The organism is Klenkia taihuensis (genome assembly GCF_900112525.1).
Classification (GTDB): domain Bacteria; phylum Actinomycetota; class Actinomycetes; order Mycobacteriales; family Geodermatophilaceae; genus Klenkia; species Klenkia taihuensis.
In genome coordinates this window covers 113889-132075 of the sequence record NZ_FOMD01000001.1, presented here as the reverse complement: position 1 = coordinate 132075, position 18187 = coordinate 113889, and the positions used below count along the sequence as shown (strand labels likewise).

Sequence of the window (18187 nt, the reverse complement as noted above, 5' to 3'; positions counted from 1 at the left end):
GGTGACGCAGCGCAAACCCGAGGGCATGTCCTTCGAGACCTGGGTCGACCACCAGATCCGCACCGCCGACGAGCGCGGCGCCTTCGCCGACCTGCCCGGCGCCGGCAAGCCGCTGCCCAAGGACGACGGCCCGCAGGACAGCTACGCCTGGGCCCTGGCCTGGGCCCGCCGGCAGGAACCGGGTGCGGCCTTCCTGCCGCCCTCCCTCGCGCTGGGCCGCGAGCGCGACGACCTGCCCGACCGGCTGGCCGCGCTGCACCGGGAGGACCGGGTGCGGGCCGCCGTCCGGGAGTTCAACGACCGGGTGGCCGCCTCGTGGCGCACCCCGCTGGACGGGCCGCCGGTCGTCGTCCGCCAGCACGACGAGGAGGCGCTGGTCGCCGCCTGGCTGGCGTCCCGACCGGCCCCGGAGCCCGCCGCGCCGCCCGCCGCCGCGCCCGCCCGTCGCCGTCGGTGGCGCCGGTCCCGCTGACCCGGCCCCCCGTGTGACGGCTGCGGCGGGAGGGACGACGCGCGCCCCCGGCTGCGGGGGGAGACGGGAGGACGGCGTTAGCGTGGGGCCGATGGCGATCGACCTGAGGCGGCGGCTGGCGCACCCGCGCCCGGTCCTGCCCGGGCCCGGCGACCGGCCGGTCGTGCCGCCGCTGTTCACCCCGCGGCTGCGGCTGCGCCCGGTCCGCCCGGCCGACGGCGACGCCGTCGTCGCGCTGCACGGCGACCCCGAGGTCATGCGCCACCTGGGCACCGGCCGCCCCGTCCCCGCCGCGCGGGTGCGCAACCGCGACCTGCCGCGGCTGCTGGCCCACCACGGCCCGCTCCCGCTGGGCTACTGGGCCGCCGAGGACCGCGCCACCGACGCCTTCGTCGGCTGGTTCGAGCTGCGCCCGATGGTGACCGAGACCGTCGCGGCGGTGGAGCTGGGCTACCGGCTGCACCGCTCGTACTGGGGGCGCGGGCTGGCCACCGAGGGTGCTGCGGTGCTCGTGGACGCCGCGTTCGCCAGCACCGACGTCGACGAGGTCGTGGCCACCACGCTGGCGGTCAACACCGGGTCCCGGCGGGTGATGGAGAAGCTGGGGCTGACCTGGCGGCAGACCTACACCGAGGACCGCACGGCCCCCATCACCGGCGCCGAGCTCGGCGAGGTCGAGTACGCGGTGACCCGCGCCGAGTGGCGGCCGCAGCGCCTGCAGCCCTTCCACCGGCGGCAGCCGCGCCGCCGGCTGGTCCGCCGCGCCTGACCCGTCAGCGGCCCCGGTCCAGCAGCAGCAGCGCGTAGCCGGCCAGCGAGGGCGCGTCGGTGAACCCGCCGGACCGGATCCGCGCGACCAGCTCGGCCTCGGGCACGAAGGCGTGCACCATGTCGGCCTCGGTGACCTCCCGCGCGGTGGGGCCCGGGGTGAGCCCGGTGGCCAGCCACACGTCGAACTCCTGGTTCGACAGACCCGGCGTCACGTCGAGGTGGCCCAGGTGGCGCAGGTCGGCCGCCCGCAGCCCGGTCTCCTCGGCCAGCTCGGCCCGGGCGAGGTCCTCCGGCGTCCCCGACCGGCCGTGCGACCAGGTGCCCTGCGGGAACTCCCAGCAGCGCCGGCCGACCGGGTGCCGGTGCTGCTGCACCAGCCAGAACCCGTCGTCCTCGGCGGCGATGACCAGTGCGAAGTGCGGCTTCTCCACCACCCCGTAGACCCCGGTGCTGCCGTCCTCGCGGACGACGACGTCCTCCCGGACCCGGGTCCAGGGGTTGCGGTAGACCTCGCGGCTGCTCGTGGTGCGCGCCCGCGCAGCCTGTCAGCCGGTGAGGACCCCGGCCCGGCGGGTGACGGCGAGGACGGCGCGCAGGTGGCCGGGCAGCTCCTGCTTCACCTGCGACAGGGCCTCGCAGGCCGGGACGCCGGGCACCAGCGCCCTCCGGTGGGCGTGCGCGTGGGTGCGGGTGGTGGCCAGCAGCAGCGCGGCCGCCCACGGCGCGTCGACGTCGGGCAGCTGCTCGGCGATGGTGGCGGTCAGGCCCTGCTCGGTCTCGGTGAGGATGGTGCGCTCGTAGCTCGCCAGCACCGGCGAGGAGTCGATCTGGCCGGCCATCGCCAGGTTGTCGGGGTCCTCCAGCGAGTGCAGGTAGCCCATGGTCCGCTCGGTCAGGTGGCGCACCAGGACGTCGGCCGGCTCCTCGCCGTCCTCCGCCGGGGGCAGCTGCGGCATCTCCAGGGCGTAGGCGACGCGGCCGAGGAAGAACAGCGCCTCCTTGCTGGGCGCGTGGTTGAACACGGTCTGCACGGCGACGTCGGCGGTCTGGGCGATCTGCAGCACGGTGGTCTGCTCGAACCCCTGCGCGAGGAACAGCGCGCGGGCGGCGGTGACGATCTGCTCCCGTGTCCGCTCGCGTTTGCGGTCCCGCCTGCTGAGCTCGGTCAGGACGCCTCCCCTGTCGATCCTGTGCACCAGCGGGGAACTGTAGGAGACCTGGAACGAGACCGTCCAGCACCGGCGGGCGTGACGGCTGCGACGATGCCCTGGTGGAGACCCCCCGGAGACGGCGCGCGCGGCGTGCCACGGCACCCGCCGGACCCCCGGAGCGGGTGACCCCCGCCCCCGCCGCGGCCCCCACCGCACCGCCGACCCGGCACACTGACCCGGTGACCGCGACCGAGACCACCGAGGCCGGCTCCGTCGTGGCCGCCGACCGCGCACCCGACCGCCCCGCGCTGGACCTGCTGGTCTGGGACGCCCCCAACATCGACATGACGCTGGCCACCGTCATCGGCGCCCGGCCCACCGCGGCCTCCCGGCCCCGGTTCGACGCCATCGCCGCCTGGTTCGTCGGCGGCGCCGGCGAGGCCGGCCGCGGCGGGGCCGACGACGTCGAGGCCTGCGTGTTCGCCAACGTGCCGCCGCAGCACGTGACCACCCTGCGCGGCTGGGTGGAGGCGCTGCGCAGCTTCGGCTACTCCGTCTTCGCCCGGCCCAAGAGCCGCCCGGACGACGACATCGACCAGTCGATGCTCGACCACATCGAGGTCCGGGCGAACAGCCACACGCTCCGGCGGCTGGTGGTGTTCTCCGGCGACGGCCGCAACTTCGCCGAGCCGCTGGAGGACCTCGCGCGGTCGGGCACCGACGTCGTCGTCGTCGCCTTCTCCGAGGTCGCCGGCTACGCGATCAGCTCCGACCTGCTGCACTTCGTGGACATCGAGGACGTGCCGGGGGCCTTCGCCGCGCCGCTGGACCGGGTCCGGCTGGACTCCCTGCCGCCGGACGGTGCCTGGCTGCGGCCGACCAAGAGCCTGCGCGACGCGGCGGCCGCCTACTCGACCCGGCACCCGTGACCCCGGTCGAGGACACCCCGCCGGAGGGCAGCCGCACCGACCCGGGGACCGGCGGGTTCGCCGCGGTCGTCCCCAGCCCGCGGGAGCCGGTCGACCCCGCGCCGGCCGCGGGCAGCGTGCTGGTCCCCGGCGAGACGGTGTGGCGGATCGAGAAGGCCACCCAGCACGCGGTGTTCGTCGACGCCGCCGACTACTTCGCCACGCTCAAGCAGGTCGTGCTGCAGGCGCAGCGGCAGGTGCTGTTCATCGGCTGGGACTTCGACCCGCGCATCCGGATGGACCCCCGCTCCCCCGGCCGGGGCCGCGACGACCGGGTCGGCCGCGTGCTGGCCGCCGCCGTCGAGCGCAACCCCGACCTGTTCGTCGGCGTGCTGCAGTGGGACCTCGGCATGCTGGAGGCGCTGGGCCGCGGCCTGGCCCCGCTGGTGCTCATCAACCGGCGCACCCCCGACCGGCTGCAGCTGCGGGTCGACGCCCACCACCCCCTGGGCGGCGCGCACCACCAGAAGATCGTCGTGGTCGACGACTGCCTGGCCTTCGCCGGCGGCATCGACGTCACCGCCGACCGGTGGGACACCTCCGAGCACCTGGACCGCCAGCGGCACCGGCACCGGCCCCGCTCGGCTCGCACCACGCAGCCCTGGCACGACGTCACCAGCCTGGTCTCCGGCCCCGCCGCCGCGGCGCTCGGCGACCTGGCCCGGCGCCGCTGGGCCGCGGGCACCGGCGAGGACCTGGACCCGGTGGAGGGCGTCGAGCACTGCTGGCCCGACCAGGTGCCGGTGCTGCTGTCCGACGTCGACGTCGCCATCTCGCGCACCCGGCCCCGGCACCGCGACTGGGGGCTGGTCCACGAGATCGAGGACCTGTGGCTGGCGATGATCGCCAGCGCCCGCACCTGCGTCTACATCGAGAGCCAGTACTTCGCCAACCGCCGCATCGCCGAGGCCATCGCCGAGCGGCTGGGCGAGGAGGACGGGCCCGAGTTCGTCGTCGTCAACCCCGAGACCGCCGACGGGTGGCTCGAGGAGAAGGCGATGGGCACCGCCCGCGCCAAGCTGCTCGGCATGGTCCGCAAGGCCGACGTGCACGGCCGCTTCCGCATCTACGTGCCGGTCACCGAGCAGGGTGCGCCGATCTACGTGCACGCGAAGGTCTGCGTCGTCGACGACCGGGTGCTGCGCGTGGGCTCCTCGAACCTGAACAACCGGTCGATGGGCCTGGACACCGAGTGCGACCTGACCATCGAGGCGCCGCACGACGAGCGGCGGCGCGAGGAGATCGCCGCCGCCGTGCTCGGGGTGCGCGACCGGCTGCTCGCCGAGCACCTCGGGGTCGGCCCGGACGACGTCGCCGCCGCGGTCGCCGCGCACGACGGGTCGCTGCTGGCCGCCGTGGAGGACCTGCGCCGGGACACCGGCCGGTCGCTGCGGCCCTTCACCCCGCCCCGCCAGGGGCTGATCGACGCCCTGCTCGCCGATACCGAGCTGCTGGACCCGGAGCACACGCCCTCGAAGGTGCAGCGGGTCGTCGGCCGGGTGCAGCGCCGGGGCCACCGCCGCCTGCGCGCCTGAGCGCCGGTTAGGGTGCCCTCACATGGACGGGCACCCGAGGACCGCGTCCGGCCTGCTGCGCCGGGCGCTCCGGCGCCATCCCCGCCGGCTCGGCGCAGCCACCCTGCTGCTGTCGCTGCACCAGGCCTGCGAGGCGCTGGTCCCCGTCGCGATCGGGGTGACCATCGACCGGGCGGTCGCCACCGGGTCGCTGCCGGCGCTGCTGGCCTGCCTCGGCGCCACCGCCGTCCTGTTCGTCGTGCTCTCCCAGGCCTACCGCTACGGCGCGCGGCACGTGGTCACCGGCTGGTTCACCGAGACCCACCTGCTGCGGGTGGAGGTCGCCGCCCGGGTGCTCGACCCGCACGGCCTGCGCGACGCCCCGCCCTCGGGTGAGCTGCTCAGCACCGCCACCCACGACGCCGAGCGGGCCGGCCGGGTCATCGAGGCCGCGTCGCTGGTGGTCGCGGGCACGGCGGCGCTGGTGGTCTCCGCCGTCGGCCTGCTCGCCGTCAGCGTGCCGCTGGGCATCGGCGTCCTGGTCGGCACCCCGCTGCTGGTCGGCCTGCTGCAGCTGCTGAGCCCGTGGCTGACCCGGCGCACCGCCGTCCAGCAGGCCGACGTCGCCCGCACCGCGGGCCTGGCCACCGACCTGGTCCGCGGCACCCGGGTGCTGCGCGGCATCCGCGCGGAGGACGCCGCCGCAGACCGCTACCGGCGCACCAGCGGGACGGCGCTGGCCTCCACCCTGCGCGCCGCGGGGGCGATCGGCGCCTACCGCGGCGCGACCGTGCTGGGCAGCGGCCTGTTCGCCGTCGCCGTCGCCGGGGTGGCCGGCGCGCTGGCCCTCGACGGGCGGATGACGGTCGGCCAGCTGGTCACCGTGGTCGGTCTGGCCCAGTTCCTCGCCGAGCCCGTCGGCCTGCTCGGGTTCGCCGGGCAGAAGGTGGCCGAGGCCCGGGCGTCGGCGGCCCGCCTGGTCGGGGTGCTGGCCGCCGAGCCGGTGCACCCGCGCGGCGCGGTCCCCGCGCCCGGGCCGGGGGCGCTCGCGGTGCCGGCGGCCGGGTTCCACGTGGAACCGGGGGAGACCGTCGGGGTGGTCGCACCCGACCCGGCCGACGCCGCCGCGCTGGTGGCGCTGCTGGGCGGGCGGCGCCGTCCCGAGCCGGGGGAGCTGCTGCTCGACGGGGCCGACGTCGCCGGGCTCGACCCGGCCGCCGTCCGGGCCCGGGTGCTGGTCGAGCCGCACGCCGTCGTGCTGTTCGAGGGCACGCTGCGCAGCGCGGTCGACCCCGCCGGGCTGGCCCCGGACGCCGCGCTGGCCGAGGCGCTCGCGGCCGCCGGTGCGGCGGACCTCGCCGACCTGGAGCTGCCGGTCGCCGACCGCGGCCGGTCGCTGTCGGGCGGCCAGCGGCAGCGGGTGGGCCTGGCCCGCGCGCTGCTGCGCGCCCCCGAGGTGCTGGTGCTGCACGACCCGACGACGGCGGTCGACGCGGTCACCGAGGGCGACGTCGCCGACGGCCTGGCCCGGCTACGGGCCGGGCGGACGACGGTCCTGGTCACCAGCAGCCCGGCGCTGCTGGGCCGCTGCGACCGGGTGGTGGTGCTGCACGGGGGCGCGGTGGCCGCCACCGGCACCCACGGCGAGCTGGCCGGCCGGGCCGACTACGCCGCGGCGGTGCTCCGGTGACCGCCCCGCTGCTGCCGGTCGCCACCCCGCGCCGGGCCGGCCGGGTGGTGTGGGCGGAACTGCGCGCCCGCCCGCTGGCCACCGCGGCCGCCGCGCTGTCCGCCGTCGCCGCGGCCGCCGCCGGGCTGGTGGCCCCCGCGGTGCTGGGCCGGCTGGTGGACGCCGTCGACACCGGGGCCCCGTCGGTGTGGCCCTACGTCGGGGCGCTGCTGGCCGCCGCGGTGCTGGCCGCCGTCCTCACCGGGGTGTCCGCCGTCCTGGTCGCCCGGCTCGGCGAGACGGTGCTGGCCCGGCTGCGGGAGGCCGTCGTCGACCGGGCGCTGCACCTGCCCTCGGCCGTGCTGGACCGGGTGCGCGGCGGCGACCTGCTGTCCCGGGTCGGGGACGACGTCGCCAAGGTGGCCGAGGCGGTCACCAGCGCGCTGCCGCAGGTGGCCTCGGCCGGGCTGACCGTGCTGCTCACCCTGGTCGGCCTCGGCGCGCTGGACTGGCGGCTCGCCCTGGCCGGGGCGGTCGCGCTGCCGCTGTACGTGCTGGCGCTGCGCTGGTACCTCCCGCGCTCGGCGCCGCGGTACGCCGCCGAGCGGGTGGCGATGGGGGAGCGGGCGCAGGCGCTGGTCAGCTCGCTGCAGGGCGTGGACACCGTGCACGCCTACGCCGACGAGGACCGGCACCGCGCGGTGGTCGACGAGCGGTCGGGCCAGGCGCTGCGGATCACCCTGGGCGTGTTCCGGCTGTTCACCGACTTCGGCTGGCGGATGAACCGCGCCGAGTACGTGGGGCTGGCCGCCGTCCTGGCCGTGGGGTTCGCCCTCGTCCGGTCCGGCGACGTCACGGTCGGCGCGGTGACCACGGCGGCGCTGCTGTTCCACCGGCTGTTCGGCCCGCTGGGGCTGCTGCTGTTCACCTTCGACGACGTGCAGTCCGCCGGTGCCTCGCTGGTGCGGATGGTCGGGGTCGCCGACCTCGACGTGCCGCCGGCGCCGGTGCCCGCCACCGGCCGGCCGGTGGTCGAGCTGCGCGGCGTCGGGCACGCCTACGATGGCCCGCCGGTGCTCGCGGACGTCGACCTGGTGCTGGCGCCGGGCGAGCGGGTCGCGCTGGTCGGTGCGTCGGGGGCGGGCAAGACCACGCTGGCCGGGGTGCTGGCGGGGGCGCTGCAGCCGGTGGCGGGCGAGGTGCTGGTCGACGGCGCCGCGGTGGACCTGCGCGCCCACGTCGGTCTGGTCAGCCAGGAGGTGCACGTGTTCGCCGGGACGCTGGCCGACGACGTCCGGCTGGCCCGGCCGGGGGCGACCGACGCCGAGGTCGCCGCCGCGCTGACCACCGTGGGCGCGGACTGGGCGCTGGCCCTCGGCCTGGACGCGCTGGTCGGCGAGGGCGGGCAGGAGCTCACGGCCCCGCAGGCCCAGCAGCTGGCGCTGGCCCGGCTGGTGCTCGCCGACCCGCCGGTCGCGGTGCTCGACGAGGCCACCGCCGAGGCGGGCAGCGCGGGGGCGCGGGACCTCGAGGAGGCGGCGCTGGCCGCCACCGCGGGCCGGACGACGCTGGTGGTGGCGCACCGGCTCACCCAGGCCGCCCGCGCCGACCGGGTGGTGGTGCTGGCCGCCGGCCGGGTGGTCGAGCAGGGCACCCACGCCGAGCTGGTGGCCGCGGGCGGCCGCTACGCCGACCTGTGGTCGGCGTGGACCGCCCGCGGCTGACCGGTCACATCCGGGCGGCGGCGGCCTTGATCGCCTCCCGGATGCGCACGTAGGACCCGCAGCGGCAGACGTTCTCGATCGCGTCGATGTCGGCGTCGGTCGGGTTCGACGTCCGCCGCAGCAGCGCGACGGCGGCCATGATCTGGCCCGGCTGGCAGTAGCCGCACTGCGCGACGTCCTGCTCCAGCCAGGCCTCCTGGACGGGGTGCAGCTCGTCCGGGTCGTCGGACCAGGTCCCCGCCAGGCCCTCGATGGTGGTGACCTCGCGGCCGGCCACGTCGGCGGTGGGCGTCACGCACGGGTTGATCGCGGCGCCGTCCAGGTGGCTGGTGCAGGCCTTGCAGACGTCGATCCCGCAGCCGTACTTCGGCCCGGTGACGCCCAGCTTGTCCCGCAGCGCCCAGAGCAGGGGCAGGTCCGCGGGGGCGTCGACGGTGACGGTCTCGCCGTTGAGCTGGAAGGTGTAGTTCGGCATCTCGGTCTCCTGGCTCAGCGGGGGAAGGGGGTGAAGTCGACCGGGAACTCGATCGGGAAGCTGCGCGGCTTGGTGCCGGTGGCGCGGGCGTAGGCGTTGGCCACCGCCCCCACGGCCGCCGGCACGCCCAGCTCGCCGGCGCCGCCGGGCTCCCCGGTGGCCGGGAGGATGAACACCCGCGCGTCCCGGGGGCTGTCGGCCTGCCGGGTGTAGTGGAACTGCGAGTAGCTGCCCTCCAGCGGCAGGCCGGCGTCGATGTGCAGCCCGGCCCGGAACGTCGTCCCGATCGCGTCGGTGAGCCCGCCCAGCAGCTGGGACTCCAGGCCGCGGGGGTTGATCGGGCGGCCGACGTCGGCGGCGATGGTGGCCCGGGTGACCCGGGGCCGGCGCGGGTCGGTGGCGTCGACCTCGACCAGGCAGGCGGTGCAGGACTTGTACTCGGCGTGGAAGCCGATGCCCTGCGCCGTCCCGCGCGGCAGCGAGCGGCCCCACTGGCCCTCGGTGGCGACCTTGTCCAGCACCGCGCGGAACCGGTCGCTCTTGAGGAACTCGCGGCGGAAGGCGACCGGGTCCTTGCCGAGCTTCGCCGCGATCTCGTCCATCAGCACCTCCTCGGCGCCGCGGGTGTTGGCCGAGTAGACCGACCGCCACGAGCCGGTGTGCATCTGCAGCGGCACCTCGTTGAGCAGGTGCGTGGTGACGCCGAGCTGGTAGGGCGAGTGCACGGTGGTCAGGAAGATCGTCTGGGCGAAGCTGAGGTTGCCGCCCACCGGCAGGCTGGCCGCCACCGAGGTGAGGATCTCGCCCAGCCCGTGCCGGGTGTCGGTCTCGCCGCTGGCCACCCGGTGCTCGAAGGTGAGCACCTGGCCGGCGGCCACGGTGGCCCGGATGCGGTGGAAGCTCGCCGCGCGGGCCCGGCCGTGCCTCATGTCGTCGATCCGCGACCACATCAGCTTCACCGGCTTGCCGGCGGCCTTCGAGATGCGAGCGGCCTCGAGCGCGGCGTCGAAGAACAGCCGGCGGCCGAAGGAACCGCCGCCCTGGGTGACGTGCACGGTGACGGCCGACTGCGGCAGGCCGAGCTCGGCGGCGATGGTCTGCTGCGCCACGATCGGCGACTTGAGCCCCGACCAGATCTCGGCCCGGTCGCGGCGGACGTCGGCGATCGCGGAGTTGGTCTCCATCGGCGCGTGGCTGACCATCGCGAAGTCGAACTCGGCGTCGACGGTGGTGGTGAGCAGCGGCGGGACGGCGAAGGGCAGGGTGGCCGCGCGCAGCTTCTGCTGGATCGTCGCGTTGCTCTCGCCGTCGACCGTGCCGGGGCCCCAGGTGACCTGCAGCGCCTCCTTCCCGGCCAGCGCCTGCCCGAACGTCTCGGCCAGCACCGCGACCCCGGTCGCGACGGTGACCACGTCGACGACGCCGGGCATCGCCTTGACCGCGGCGAGGTTCTGCACCGACCGCACCGTGCCGTTGATCGACGGCGGGCGGCGGACCATGGTCGGCAGCGCGCCGGGGACGACGTCGAGGTCGAGGGTGTAGTCCATCTGCCCGGTGACCATCCGGCGGGCGTCGACCCGGTTGGTCGGGGTGCCCACCAGGCGGGCGGCCGACGGGGGCTTGGGGGTGGCCACCACGACGGCCAGGCCGGGGTCGGCGGCCGCGGCGGACAGCTCGGCGTAGGTCGCCGTCCGGCCACCCGGGCCGCTGACGACGCCGCCGGACACCGTGAGCACGGACGGCGCGGTGCCCCAGCGGGCGGCGGCCGCCGCCAGCAGCCGGGCGCGGGCCTGGGCGGCGGCGGCGCGGACCGGCCCGTAGACGCTGCGGATGGTGTTGGACCCGCCGGTGAGCTGGTTGAACACCAGCTCGGGCCGGGCGTCGGCGAGGGTGACGTCGACCTGGTCGAGGGGCACGTCGAGCTCGTCGGCCAGCAGCATGCCGACGGCGGTGGTGATGCCCTGCCCGACCTCGGCGCGGGGCAGGGCCAGGCCGACGCGGCCGGCGTCGTCGACGGTGACCACGATGAGGTTCGCGGTGGGCGCGGCGGCCAGGATCAGCGCGTCGCCGAGGTCCAGGACCTCCGCCGGTGCCGGCAGGGAGGGCACGACGGCCTGCGCCGTGCCGGGGGCGAGGCCGTCCGCGCCGATGCGCGCGGCGACGGCCAGGGTGGGTGCGGCCACCAGGTAGGTGAGGAACTGGCGGCGGCTGTGCTCCCGCGACGGGTGCTGCACCGGCTCCTGCGTGTCGTGCTCGGGCGTTCCCAGGCTCACAGATGACCCCTTCGTCAGCTGCTGGTGGTCGGAGGACGTGCCTGCGCGCGGTCACCGACGGGTGACAGCGCGCACCTGGTCAACGCACAGCTGTGGCTCGGGTCACGCATGATCGCCATGGAATCGTGACCATCTGCTCATGTTCCGCCGATGCGCGACATGTTGTCCCGTAACTCCGCGGCTGCGGAACCGGATGGCCGCCGGGTGACCGCGGTGGCACCCTGCCGGCGTGACCGAGCTGGCCGACGTCTTCTGGGCGGCGCACACCGACCTGCCTCGCGAGGCGCCGGGCTCGGTGCGCACCACCGAGCTGCTGCTCGCGCTGGCCGGCCCGCTGCCCGACCGGCCGCGCACCGTGGACGTCGGCTCCGGCACCGGCCCGGCGTCGGTGCTGCTGGCGGAGCTGACCGGCGGCGAGGTCACCGCGGTCGACCTGCACGCCCCGTTCCTCGCCGCGGTCACCGAGCGGGCCCGCGGCGCCGGGGTGGCCGACCGGGTGCACCCGCTGCGGGCGTCGATGGACTCTCTGCCGCTGCAGCCGGGGTCGGTGGACCTGGTGTGGGCGGAGGGCTCGGCCTACGCGGTCGGGGTGGACGCGGCGCTGGCGGCGTGGCGGCCGCTGCTCGCGCCCGGCGGCGTCGTCGTCCTCACCGAGGCCGAGTGGACGACGGCCGACCCCGCCCCGGGTGCCCGTGCCTTCTGGGACCCCGGCTACCCCGCGATGCGCGACACGGCCGGCAACGTCGCGGCCTTCCGTGCCGCCGGGTGGGTGGTGCAGGCGGCCTACCTGCTGCCCGACGCCGACTGGGCCGCCTACTACGACCCGCTGGCCGCCCGCATCGAGCAGCTGCGCGCGGAGGGGGTCGACCCGGCGCTCCTGGACCAGGTCGGCGAGGAGATCGCCGTCCGGGAGGCCCACGCCGGCGACTACGGCTACACCGGCTACGTGCTGCGCCCCCGCTGATCAGACCGGCGGGACGGCGGCGCGCTGGAAGAGGCGGGACAGCACGATCTCGGTCTGCGTGCCGGTGACGTCGGGCAGGCCGCGGATGCGCTGCAGCACCTCCTCCAGGTGCCGCACGTCGCGGGTCTGCACCTGCAGGACGGCGTCGGGCGCGCCGGAGACGGTCCAGGCGCTCACCGCCTCGGGCAGCGCGCCGAGGTCCTGGGTGAGCCGTCGGGGGGAGACCACGCCGGAGTAGGAGACCTCGACGTAGGCCTCGGTCGACCAGCCCAGCGCCGCCGGGTCGACCACCGCGGTGAACCCGCGGATCGCACCCGAGGCGACCAGCCGGTCGACGCGGCGCTTCACCGCGGGGGCGGAGAGCCCGACCTCGGCGCCGATCTCGGCGAAGGTGGCCCGGGCGTCGCGCTGCAGCGCGGTGACGATGCCGCGGTCGATGTCGTCGACGTCCACCGGCGGATCGTTGCACTCCAACCGGCTGAGAAGCAACGGATCGACGGCAGGACGCAAGATCCGGGGATCGACTGCGCCCGAGCTGCGCCCGACGATGGTCGGCGTGACCTTCCCCGTCCAGCAGGCCGCGCCTGCACCCGTGCGCACCGCGCGCACCCGGCACTTCGTGATGTGCCCCCCGACCCACTTCGACGTGGTGTCGGTGCTCAACCCGTGGATGGACCCCGCCGTCCCCGTCGACCGCGACCGGGCGATGTCGCAGTGGTCGGGGCTGGTCGCGGCCTACCAGTCCCTCGGCCACCGGGTCGACCTGCTGGCGCCGGGCCCCGGCCTGCCGGACATGGTCTTCGCCGCCAACGGCGCCCTCGTCGTCGGCGGCCGCGCGCTGGGCGCGGCCTTCCTGCACCCCGAGCGCCGGCCCGAGGCCGCGCTGCACCGGGAGCTGCTGGCCGACCTCGGCATCGCGGTGCACGAGCCGGTGCACACCAACGAGGGCGAGGGCGACTTCGCTGTGGTCGGTGACCTCGTGCTGGCCGGCACCGGCTTCCGCACCGACCGCGCCGCGCACGCGGAGGCCCAGGAGGTGCTCGGCGTCCCGGTGGTGTCCCTGCAGCTGGTCGACCCGCGCTTCTACCACCTGGACACCTGCCTGGCCGTCCTGGACGACCGCACGGTGGCCTGGTTCCCGGCCGCGTTCTCGGCCAGCAGCCAGCAGGTGGTGCGCACGCTGTTCCCGGGTGCGGTCGAGGCGACCGAGGCCGACGCGCTGGCCTTCGGGCTGAACGCGGTCAGCGACGGCCGGCACGTGCTGCTGCCGGTCGAGGCGACGACGCTCGCCGCGGACCTGCGGGCGGCCGGCTTCGAGCCGGTCGGGATCGAGCTGGACGAGCTGGTGAAGGCGGGGGGCAGCGTCAAGTGCTGCACCCTTGAGCTGCGACAGGAGGAACGGGCATGACCGCGTTCGTCGGTGTGCAGGACATGGCGGGGCTGCTGGCCGCCACGGGCGTGGGCCCGGCGATCGCCCAGGTCGCCGAGCGGGTGCACGCGGACTTCGTCCGCTGGGCGCAGTTCGACAAGACCCCGCGGGTGGCCAGCCACTCGCCGGTCGGCGTCATCGAGCTCATGCCCACCAGCGACGGGCAGCGGTACGGGTTCAAGTACGTCAACGGCCACCCGACCAACCCCGAGCGCGGCTTCCAGACCGTGACCGCCTTCGGTGCGCTGGCCGACGTCGACACCGGCTACCCGCTGCTGCTGGCGGAGATGACCCTGTTGACCGCCGTGCGGACGGCGGCGACCTCCGCGGTGGCCGCCCGCGCGCTGGCCCGGCCGGACTCGCGACGGCTGGCCCTGGTCGGCGCCGGCAGCCAGGCGGAGTTCCAGGCCTGGGGCATGCGCACCGCGCTCGGGATCACCGACCTGGCCGTCTTCGACCCCGACCCGGCCGCCGCGGCCAAGCTGGTGCGCCACCTGGAGCCGGCCGGGTTCACCGTCACCGTGTGCGCCACGGCCGGCGAGGCGGTCCGCGGTGCCGACGTGGTCACCACCTGCACCGCGGACAAGGCCCGAGCGCTGGTGCTCGACGCCGCCGACGTCGCCCCCGGCACCCACCTCAACGCCATCGGCGGCGACTGCCCCGGCAAGACCGAGCTGCCCGTCGAGCTGGTCCGTGCCGCGAACGTGTTCATCGAGTTCGAGCCGCAGACCCGGGTCGAGGGCGAGATCCAGGCGCTGCCGGCCGACTCGCCGGTCACCGAGCTGTGGGAGGTGCTCGCCGGCCGCCGTCCGGGCCGCACCCGGGCCGACGAGGTGACGCTGTTCGACTCTGTCGGGTTCGCCGTGGAGGACTTCAGCGCGCTGTGCTGGCTGGCCGACGCCGTCCGGGGCACCCCCTGGTCGACCGAGCTGGACCTGGTCGCCGACCCGGCCGACCCCAAGGACCTCTTCGGCCTGGTCGCCGCGGTGGGCGCCCCGCTGCCCGCCTGACCCGATCGGGTGGCGCGTCCTCTTCTGTTGTGCGCAACGGGGTGTCACACTCCACGCAGTCGGGTGCACCGGGTTCGAGAAGTGGGCCCGGTGTGCACGGCCCCGCCGGCCTTGCACCCGTCCGACCGGTTGCGCATGATCGGCCGCGCGGGGACCGTCGAGACGACCGAGGGGTGAGCACGTGCCGGAGGCGGCCGTCGACCTGCTGGAGCTGGTGGCCACCGCGCCGGACACCGCCGGCTACCTCGAGCAGCTGACCGCCAGCGCCGTGGAGCTGGTCCCGGGGGCCCAGGCGGCCAGCCTGACGCTGGAGCAGCGGGGCCGGGACCGCACGGTCGCGCTCAGCGGCGACCTTGCCGTCGCCGGCGACGAGCGGCAGTACCAGCTCGACGACGGCCCGTGCCTGGCCGCGCTGCGGGACGGCGCCGTGGTCGACGCCCCCGATCTGGCCACCGAGACGCGGTGGGCGCCCTACGGGCAGCGCGCCGCCGCGGCCGGGGTCGCCGCCGCCCTCTGCCTGCCGCTCACCCTGGCCAGGCCCACCCGCGGGGCGCTCAACCTCTACGCGGCGCGGCCGCACGCCTTCACCGAGCAGGACCTCGCCGCGGCGCGCGGCTGGGCCGAGGAGGCCAGCGCGGCGCTGGTGCTGGCCCGCTGGATCCACCAGTACGACACGCAGGTCAACCAGCTGCGCGAGGGCATCGTCAGCAACCAGCTCATCGGCCAGGCCACCGGCCTGCTGATGGCCGAGGCCCGGTGCACCTCCGAGGTGGCCTTCCAGACGCTCAAGCGGCAGAGCCAGCACAGCAACGTCAAGGTCGTGGTCATCGCCGAGCGTCTGGTCCTCGGGCACGACCAGGCCACCGCCGACGCCGGGCCGGCCGGCAGCTAGGACCCGCCCCGCAGGATCCGGCGGGCCGCGGCGGTCAGCTCGGCCACCAGCTGCTCGTCGACGCCGGAGTGGGCGAGGAGCTCGACGCTGCGGTGCAGCGCGTCGTCGGCCACGGGGACGCCGACCACGCCCTCCGCCGTCCGGTCGGCGATCGAGGCCGGCACCAGGGAGATCCCCAGCCCGGCCGCCACGTAGGCCGAGACCAGCAGGTAGTCGTCGCTGCGCGCCCGGGCCCGCGGCCGGAACCCGCTGGCCGCGGCGGAGGCGCGCAGCAGCAGCTCGATCGGCTCGTCGGGCTGGGCGGACAGGATCCAGTCCTCCTCGGCCAGGTCCTCGAGCTCCACCCCGGTCAGGGTCCCGGCCAGCCGGTGCCCGGCCGGGACCAGCAGGCTCAGCGGCTCCTGCGCCAGCACCCGCCGGTCGCAGCCCGGCGGCAGCGGGCGGGTGTCGGCCGCGCTGGTGTAGACCACCGCCGCGTCGACCCGCAGCTCGGCCAGGTCCCGGCGCAGCAGGGCGACCTCGGCCTCCCGGACGGTGATCCGCACGCCCTGCGCCCGCGACCAGGCCAGCAGGTGGGGGAGCAGCAGCAGGCCGGCCGAGGGGTAGATGCCCAGCACCACCCGGCGCCGCCGGTCCCGGACGAAGGCCCGCACCTCGGCCAGCGCCCGGTCGCTGCGCTCCAGCACGGCCCGGGCGTGCGGCAGCAGCTCGGTGCCCGCCGCGGTCAGCCGGGTGCCGCTGGGCGCCGCGGCGACGGCCGGCGTCCCCAGCTCGCGGGCCAGGCCGCGCAGGTGGTGGGTGACCGTCGGCTGGCTCCACCCGAGCTCGGCCGCCGCGCGGGAGACCGACCCGGTGTCGGCGACGGCGCGGAGGGCGGCGAGCTGGCGGAGGTCGAGCACACCGGGTGCATACCAGGTATGGGGCGATCCAGGGATGAGGCTCTTCTTCCTGGGGGGTCGCGGCGGCCACGATGTCGCCGCCGGGGCGGCAGGCGCGCCCGGGACGACGCTCGAGGAGGGGGCGGCATGACCGCAGTGGCCGACCCGGTCGGGACGCAGGACCGGGCGCTGTCCCGGGCCGAGCTGGCCGTGCTGGACGCGATCGACGAGCAGGCCGTGGTCGAGGAGCTGGTCCGCTCCATCCGGGTGCCCAGCACCACCGGCTCGGACGCCGAGTCCGAGGAGCAGCACCAGCGGGCGGCAGCGCTGGCCCGGCTGGGGTTCGACGTCGACACCTGGTCGCTGGACCTGCCCGCGCTGACCGGGCACCCGGGCTTCCCCGGCACCGAGGCCCCGCGCACCGAGGGCGTCGGCGTGGTGGGCGTGCTCGGCCCGGCCGGGGTGCCCGCGCTGGTGCTGCAGGGCCACGTCGACGTCGTCCCCACCGGTGACCTGGCCAAGTGGGTCGACCGCGACCCGTTCAGCGGCGCGGTGCGCGGCGGCGCCGTGCACGGCCGCGGGGCCTGCGACATGAAGGCCGGCTGCGCGGTGAACCTGGGCGTGGCCCGGGCGCTGGCCGCCTCCGGGGTGCGGCTGGAGCGGCCGTTCGCGGTGCACTCGGTGGTCTCCGAGGAGGACGGCGGGCTGGGCGCCTTCGCGACGGTGGTGCGGGGCCACCGGGGCGAGGCCGCGGTGATCACCGAGCCCACCAGCGGACGGGTGCTGGTGGCCAACGCCGGCGCGCTGACCTTCGAGCTCACCGTGGACGGCCGCGCCGCGCACGGCAGCACCCGGCTGGAGGGGCACAGCGCGGTCGAGGCGTTCCTGCCGGTGTTCGCCGCGCTGGTCGAGCTGGAGCGCGAGCGCAACGCCGCCCCCGACGCGCTCTTCTCCGGCCAGCCGCTGCCCTACCCGATCTCCGTCGGCACGCTGCGCGCCGGCGACTGGGCCAGCAGCGTGCCCGACGTGCTGGTCGCCGAGGGCCGGATGGGCGTGCAGCTCGGCGAGGCGCCCGAGGACGCCCGGGCCGCGCTGCGCCGGGCCCTCGACGACGTGGCCGCGCGCGACCCGTGGCTGCGCGACCACCCGGTCCGGCTGGCCTGGACCGGCGGCCAGTTCGCCAGCGGCCGGCTCGCCGCGGGCCACCCGCTGATCGGCGAGGTCACCCGCGCGGTGCGCGACGTCGAGGGCCGGGCGGCGGCCACCGCGGCGGCGCCCTACGGCAGCGACCTGCGGCTCTACACCGGCCTGGGCGGCATCCCGACGCTGCAGTACGGGCCCGGCGACGTCCGGTTCGCGCACGCACCGCGGGAGCAGGTGCGCATCGACGAGCTGCTGCGCACCACCCGCACCCTGGCCGTGCTCGCCGCCCGCCGCTGCGGCGCCCACCTCTGACTCCCAGCGATGATCAGGGAGGTTGATCGAAGTCCGTCCTCCCTCGCGAGATCTGGTGCAGGAGGACGGACATCGGTGCAGGACGACGGCGTCAGCGCAGGCGGGTGACCACGGCCTCGGACGGCGGCACCGGGTGGCCGTGGGTGCACCGCACCTGCGCGACGACCTCGCCCCCGCACCCGGCGTGCGCCACCGCGATCGGCGGCCCGCCGGGGACGCCGGCGTGCGCGTCGCCCCACTGCCGCAGCGCGGTGATCACCGGCAGGAAATCCAGCCCGGCCGGGGTCAGCCGGTACTCCTGCCGCACGCGCCGGCCCGGCTCCCGGTAGTCGGCCCGCTCGAGCAGCCCGGCGTCGACGAGCTCGGCGAGTCGGCGGGCGGTCATCGGCTCGCTGAGCCCGGTGCGCACGGCGAACTCGGCGAACCGCCGGGTACCCAGCGCCGCCTCGCGCAGCAGCAGCAGCGACGACCGGGACCCCACCAGGTCCAGGGTCGCGGCGATCGTGCAGTGCTCACGGACACCGGTCGGCGCGTCCATCCCC

The 18187-nt window shown here is 76.5% G+C and carries 18 protein-coding genes; 11 read left to right on the top strand and 7 right to left on the bottom strand.

Annotated features, from left to right (window positions below; genetic code table 11):
- Window position 1 precedes the first annotated feature (1 nt).
- Complete coding sequence (locus BM158_RS00635; RefSeq protein ID WP_091553422.1) at window positions 2-472, top strand: DnaJ family domain-containing protein; 471 nt, start codon at window positions 2-4, stop codon at window positions 470-472.
- A 91-nt stretch (window positions 473-563) separates the two neighbouring features.
- The gene (locus BM158_RS00630; RefSeq protein WP_091553419.1) at window positions 564-1241 is read left to right on the top strand and encodes a GNAT family N-acetyltransferase; all 678 of its coding nucleotides are present in this window, start codon (window positions 564-566) and stop codon (window positions 1239-1241) included.
- Between the two features lie 4 nt (window positions 1242-1245).
- Here BM158_RS00630 and BM158_RS00625 read toward each other — a convergent pair whose 3' ends face one another.
- Together BM158_RS00625 and BM158_RS21965 are read right to left on the bottom strand one after the other, a co-directional pair.
- Window positions 1246-1677 carry an NUDIX domain-containing protein gene (locus BM158_RS00625; RefSeq protein ID WP_091553415.1) on the bottom strand — a complete coding sequence of 144 codons (432 nt, stop codon included), beginning with the start codon at window positions 1675-1677 and terminating at the stop codon, window positions 1246-1248.
- A gap of 111 nt (window positions 1678-1788) precedes the next feature.
- Window positions 1789-2439: a TetR/AcrR family transcriptional regulator gene (locus BM158_RS21965; RefSeq protein ID WP_191328590.1), complete on the bottom strand. Its 651-nt coding sequence runs from the start codon at window positions 2437-2439 to the stop codon at window positions 1789-1791.
- A 194-nt stretch (window positions 2440-2633) separates the two neighbouring features.
- Here BM158_RS21965 and BM158_RS00615 point away from each other — a divergent pair, with 194 nt between their 5' ends.
- The 4 genes from BM158_RS00615 to BM158_RS00600 are packed head-to-tail and all read left to right on the top strand — an operon-like array spanning window position 2634 to window position 8269.
- Complete coding sequence (locus BM158_RS00615; RefSeq protein ID WP_229827548.1) at window positions 2634-3323, top strand: NYN domain-containing protein; 690 nt, start codon at window positions 2634-2636, stop codon at window positions 3321-3323.
- The gene (locus tag BM158_RS00610) at window positions 3320-4897 is read left to right on the top strand and encodes a phospholipase D-like domain-containing protein (protein WP_207506058.1); all 1578 of its coding nucleotides are present in this window, start codon (window positions 3320-3322) and stop codon (window positions 4895-4897) included. Before BM158_RS00615 ends, BM158_RS00610 begins: the two co-directional genes overlap by 4 nt.
- A 22-nt stretch (window positions 4898-4919) precedes the next feature.
- Entirely contained in the window at window positions 4920-6566 is a 1647-nt protein-coding gene (locus BM158_RS00605) for an ATP-binding cassette domain-containing protein (RefSeq protein WP_091553405.1), read from the top strand.
- Window positions 6563-8269: an ABC transporter ATP-binding protein gene (locus BM158_RS00600; RefSeq protein WP_207506056.1), complete on the top strand. Its 1707-nt coding sequence runs from the start codon at window positions 6563-6565 to the stop codon at window positions 8267-8269. The genes BM158_RS00605 and BM158_RS00600 overlap by 4 nt, the downstream gene beginning before the upstream one ends.
- Window positions 8270-8273: 4 nt before the next feature.
- Here BM158_RS00600 and BM158_RS00595 read toward each other — a convergent pair whose 3' ends face one another.
- Entirely contained in the window at window positions 8274-8744 is a 471-nt protein-coding gene (locus BM158_RS00595) for a (2Fe-2S)-binding protein (protein WP_091553402.1), read from the bottom strand.
- A gap of 14 nt (window positions 8745-8758) precedes the next feature.
- Entirely contained in the window at window positions 8759-11017 is a 2259-nt protein-coding gene (locus BM158_RS00590) for a xanthine dehydrogenase family protein molybdopterin-binding subunit (protein ID WP_207506055.1), read from the bottom strand.
- 229 nt (window positions 11018-11246) lie between these two features.
- Here BM158_RS00590 and BM158_RS00585 point away from each other — a divergent pair, with 229 nt between their 5' ends.
- On the top strand, window positions 11247-11981 hold the full coding sequence (locus tag BM158_RS00585) for an SAM-dependent methyltransferase (protein ID WP_091553396.1): 735 nt from the start codon (window positions 11247-11249) through the stop codon (window positions 11979-11981).
- Here the strand turns inward: BM158_RS00585 and BM158_RS00580 are convergent, their stop codons facing one another.
- A complete protein-coding gene (locus tag BM158_RS00580; protein ID WP_091553393.1) occupies window positions 11982-12434 on the bottom strand; it encodes an Lrp/AsnC family transcriptional regulator in 453 nt (150 codons plus the stop codon).
- A gap of 103 nt (window positions 12435-12537) precedes the next feature.
- Between BM158_RS00580 and ddaH the strand changes: the two genes are divergently transcribed.
- The 3 genes from ddaH to BM158_RS00565 all read left to right on the top strand — a co-directional run bounded on the left by ddaH (window position 12538) and on the right by BM158_RS00565 (window position 15312).
- Window positions 12538-13389 carry a dimethylargininase gene (gene ddaH / locus BM158_RS00575; protein WP_229827549.1) on the top strand — a complete coding sequence of 284 codons (852 nt, stop codon included), beginning with the start codon at window positions 12538-12540 and terminating at the stop codon, window positions 13387-13389.
- A complete protein-coding gene (locus BM158_RS00570; protein WP_091553385.1) occupies window positions 13386-14420 on the top strand; it encodes an ornithine cyclodeaminase in 1035 nt (344 codons plus the stop codon). The genes ddaH and BM158_RS00570 overlap by 4 nt, the downstream gene beginning before the upstream one ends.
- A 181-nt stretch (window positions 14421-14601) precedes the next feature.
- Entirely contained in the window at window positions 14602-15312 is a 711-nt protein-coding gene (locus BM158_RS00565; protein WP_091553381.1) for a GAF and ANTAR domain-containing protein, read from the top strand.
- On the opposite strand, the gene BM158_RS00560 is transcribed toward BM158_RS00565, so the two are convergent.
- Complete coding sequence (locus BM158_RS00560) at window positions 15309-16211, bottom strand: LysR family transcriptional regulator (protein WP_165628794.1); 903 nt, start codon at window positions 16209-16211, stop codon at window positions 15309-15311. The genes BM158_RS00565 and BM158_RS00560 overlap by 4 nt on opposite strands.
- Before the next feature lie 126 nt (window positions 16212-16337).
- Between BM158_RS00560 and BM158_RS00555 the strand changes: the two genes are divergently transcribed.
- A complete protein-coding gene (locus tag BM158_RS00555) occupies window positions 16338-17645 on the top strand; it encodes an ArgE/DapE family deacylase (protein ID WP_091553374.1) in 1308 nt (435 codons plus the stop codon).
- 91 nt (window positions 17646-17736) lie between these two features.
- On the opposite strand, the gene BM158_RS00550 is transcribed toward BM158_RS00555, so the two are convergent.
- On the bottom strand, window positions 17737-18183 hold the full coding sequence (locus tag BM158_RS00550; protein WP_091553371.1) for a winged helix-turn-helix transcriptional regulator: 447 nt from the start codon (window positions 18181-18183) through the stop codon (window positions 17737-17739).
- Between the last annotated feature and the right edge of the window lie 4 nt (window positions 18184-18187).